This is a genomic window from Streptomyces sp. NPDC060209, assembly GCF_042728155.1.
In the GTDB taxonomy this organism is placed as follows: Bacteria; Actinomycetota; Actinomycetes; order Streptomycetales; family Streptomycetaceae; genus Streptomyces.
This window is the reverse complement of the sequence record NZ_JBHWZS010000509.1, coordinates 1-3,290: the sequence shown is the minus strand read 5'-3', so window position 1 is coordinate 3,290 and position 3,290 is coordinate 1. Positions and strand designations below refer to the sequence as shown.

At 70.0% G+C, this 3,290-nt stretch carries 4 protein-coding genes; 2 read left to right on the top strand and 2 right to left on the bottom strand.

Features of this window, described 5'->3' with window-relative positions:
• Positions 1-54 precede the first annotated feature (54 nt).
• Both ACFWFI_RS41950 and ACFWFI_RS41945 read right to left on the bottom strand, forming a co-directional pair.
• Complete coding sequence (locus ACFWFI_RS41950) at positions 55-336, bottom strand: Lrp/AsnC family transcriptional regulator (protein ID WP_387401096.1); 282 nt, start codon at positions 334-336, stop codon at positions 55-57.
• Positions 333-1,082: a rhomboid family intramembrane serine protease gene (locus ACFWFI_RS41945; protein WP_387401094.1), complete on the bottom strand. Its 750-nt coding sequence runs from the start codon at positions 1,080-1,082 to the stop codon at positions 333-335. The genes ACFWFI_RS41950 and ACFWFI_RS41945 overlap by 4 nt, the downstream gene beginning before the upstream one ends.
• Before the next feature lie 170 nt (positions 1,083-1,252).
• Here ACFWFI_RS41945 and ACFWFI_RS41940 point away from each other — a divergent pair, with 170 nt between their 5' ends.
• Together ACFWFI_RS41940 and ACFWFI_RS41935 are read left to right on the top strand one after the other, a co-directional pair.
• Complete coding sequence (locus ACFWFI_RS41940; RefSeq protein ID WP_014156692.1) at positions 1,253-1,495, top strand: hypothetical protein; 243 nt, start codon at positions 1,253-1,255, stop codon at positions 1,493-1,495.
• 37 nt (positions 1,496-1,532) lie between these two features.
• On the top strand, positions 1,533-2,894 hold the full coding sequence (locus tag ACFWFI_RS41935) for an NYN domain-containing protein (protein WP_387401098.1): 1,362 nt from the start codon (positions 1,533-1,535) through the stop codon (positions 2,892-2,894).
• Positions 2,895-3,290 lie beyond the last annotated feature (396 nt).

The window sequence follows — 3,290 nt, the reverse complement described above, 5'->3', positions numbered from 1 at the left end:
GCCCTGTCCCCGGCCGGAGCCGTAGGTCGTCCCAGCCGTGAGCCGGAGGCCGCCTCAGCCGTCGAGGCCGATGGCGAAGGCCGCCTCGAGGTCGTGCTGCGAGTACGTGCGGAAGGCCACGTGGGTGTCGGTGGCCTCGACTCCCTGGATCTTGCTGATCCGGCCCGGGATGACATCGGCCAGATCGTCGTGCCGGGCCACCCGGACCATGGCGATCAGGTCGTACGTACCGGTGACCGAGAAGACTTCGCTGACGCTCTCCAGCGAGGCAATGGCCTCGGCGATCTCGGGAATCCGGTCCACGCTGGTTTTGATGAGCACGATCGCGGTGATCACGGCTGGCTTTCTCCCTCGGTGGCCGTGGCTGGAGACTTCACTCTAGTCCCCCGGAACCGCACCCAGGCGTAGAGGAACCCGGCCGCGAAACCCGCCACGTGCGCGAGGTACGCCACGCCCGGACCGCTGCCCGCGCCCTGCGCCGCCAGCCACTGCAGGACGAACCAGAACACGAGGACGATCCAGGCGGGGAAGCGCAGCGGGAGGAAGAAGAGGAAGGGGAAGAGGCTGGTGACGCGGGCCCGGGGGAAGAGGTAGAGGAAGGCTCCGAGGACCGCGGAGATCGCCCCCGACGCGCCGACCAGCGTCTGGTCGGAATCCGCGTGCACCACCGCGTAGGCCACCAGGGCGAAGTATCCGCACGCGACATAGAAGAGGGCGAATTCGGTGCGCCCCATACGCTCCTCGGCCATCGCGCCGAACACGTACAGGAAGAGCATGTTGCCCAGCAGGTGCAGCCAGCTGCCGTGGACGAAGAGCGCGGTCAGCGGGGTGAGCGCCGCGTGCGCGGAGCCGTCCAGGAGCTCGCTGGGGATCACGCCCCACCGCTCGAAGTACCCGGCCTGAGCGGCCAGGAGCGCGTCGGCGCCTCCGTAGGCGGGGTTGAACCCCGAGAGCGGGCTGATCAGGAACACCGCGCAGCACAGGGCCATCAGCCCGTACGTGACCGGGGCACCGCCCGCCGCGGCCGCCGCCCCGAACTCTCTGGCCCGCTCCCGCCAGTCGACTTCCCGCAAATCGATCACGTACAGAGCATGACGCACCCGGCGAGAACGGGACAGACCGCCTCGCCGTGCCGATAGGTATGCGCAAGGCCGTAGGGTTGCGGCAGGACATCCGCAGTTCGACGGCGCACCGCGAGATCGAAGACCTGGGCACGCACAAGACTCGACGAACGACGAAAGAGGACGCAACGATGACGACGGTTCCCCAGCCGACGGACGGGACTCGCTGGCGCTGCACGCTCTGCGGCAACCTCACCCGTTTCGATGTGACGCGCTCCTCGAAGGTCGTGGAGTACGTACATCTCGACCTGGCCGGGGAGTCGAGTGTCGAGGAGCGCGAGGTGGTCAGTGAGACCATCGAGTCGGTGCGCTGCCGTTGGTGCAACGCCGTGGATCAGATCGAGCTGGTCGACAGGCCTGGTGCCGACTCCTGACGGAGCCGTGCGGACAGACATATTGGGGTGATGGATGGTGGAGCAGCCGACAGGCGGCGCCGGACCGGCCGACGCGGCCGACGGCACCGCGGAGTCGCTCGACCGTCCGCTGCCCGAAGGCGTACGCCACAAGGTGGTGGCGCTGGTCTCGGACGCCTTCGGCGGCCTGACCGTCGGCGAACTCCCCTCCCAGCTGCGGCAGTACGCCCGTTTCACCCCCAGCAGACGGGCCAAGTTCGCGGGTAACGCGATGGCGGCCGCCCTGGAGAGCGACCCGGTGTTCCGCCGGCGCATCGGTGAGCGGATCGGCCAGACCCAGCCGGAGCTGGCCGACGCGCTCAAGTCCGGTGCGCCGCCCGCCGCCGCCGACCCCGTCGATGTGGCCGCCGCCGCCTACGTCCTGCGGCCGGCCGGCTGGGTCAAGCTGGTGGCGGCTGCCGGCGAGGAGGTCCAGCGGGCACACGCCGAGCGGGCGGACGAGGAGACCAGGCGCGAGCTGGAGCGGCTCCGCGAGGAGCTCGACCGTGCCCGCGGCCAGACCAGGGCCGACACCGAACGGCTGCGCTCGGAGCTGGAGGTCTCCCGCAAGGAGGCCGATTCCCTCCACCGCAAGCTGCGCAGTGCCCTCAGTGAGGTGAAGCGCGGAGAGGCGGCTCTGCGCAAGGCCGGTGCCGAGACCGACGCCGTGCGGGCCGAGGCCGCGGCCCAGGTCTCCGCCGCCGAGAGCGAGTCCCGCCGGCTCAAGGCGCGGCTGGCCGAGGCGGAGGCATCCGTGGAGGCGGGCCGCCGGGCGGCCAGGGAGGGACGTTCGGTCGAGGACATGCGGCTGCGGCTGCTCCTGGACACCGTGCTCGACGCCGCACAGGGGCTCCGGCGCGAACTGGCCCTCCCTCCTTCCTCGCTCCGCCCCGCGGACGGCGTCGAAGCGGTGGAGCCCGGCCGGATGTCGCCGAAGGACATTGCGGCCAGGGCCCTTTCGGAGACCGATCCGGCGCTGCTCGACCAGTTGCTCGCCCTCCCGCAGGCGCACCTGATCGTCGACGGCTACAACGTCACGAAGACCGGCTATCCGCAGATGCCGCTGGAGAAGCAGCGGTTGCGCCTCCTGGGCGGCCTCTCGGTCCTCGCGGCACAGACCGGCGCCGAGATGACCTGTGTCTTCGACGGCGCAGAGCTGGCGGCCCCGGTCCTGCTGGCGCCGCCGCGCGGAGTCCGCGTCCTGTTCAGCAAGGCCGGGGTGACCGCGGACGAGTTGATCCGGCAGCTGGCGCGCGCCGAACCGCCCGGCAGGCCCGTCGTCGTGGTCTCCACCGACCGCGAAGTCGCCGACGGGGTGGCGAAGGCGGGGGCGCGTCCGGTCGCGTCCGCCTTGCTCCTGAAGCGCCTTTCGCGCGTCTGAGGCGTCATGTGAGACATGTGTGACTTGCCGGAATTTACGGAACGTACCGTCAAGTCGCCGCTACACGCAGTGTGATGAAAGTAAAGAAGTGCCTGGTGTGACGAGATTTTGCTCGTGAGGATTTGAACTGATCACAAGATGGTCACTAGGGTCAGGCCTCGAACCTTCGCACGGTTGATTGCCCATCCGGGGTGACGGCGAAGGAACCGCCGAGTCCGTGACGTGCACGGAGCCGGGGATTCCATCCCCCCACAGCCCGGTAGGCGGCTCGAGGAAGAAGGAGCTCGCCTTCGTGGCGTCCCACCGTCGTCCCAAGCAGCCGAGCCGCACCCGCGTGACCGTGCTCACCGCGACCGCCGCTGCGGCCGTGGCCCTGACCTCCCAGGCCGCCCACGC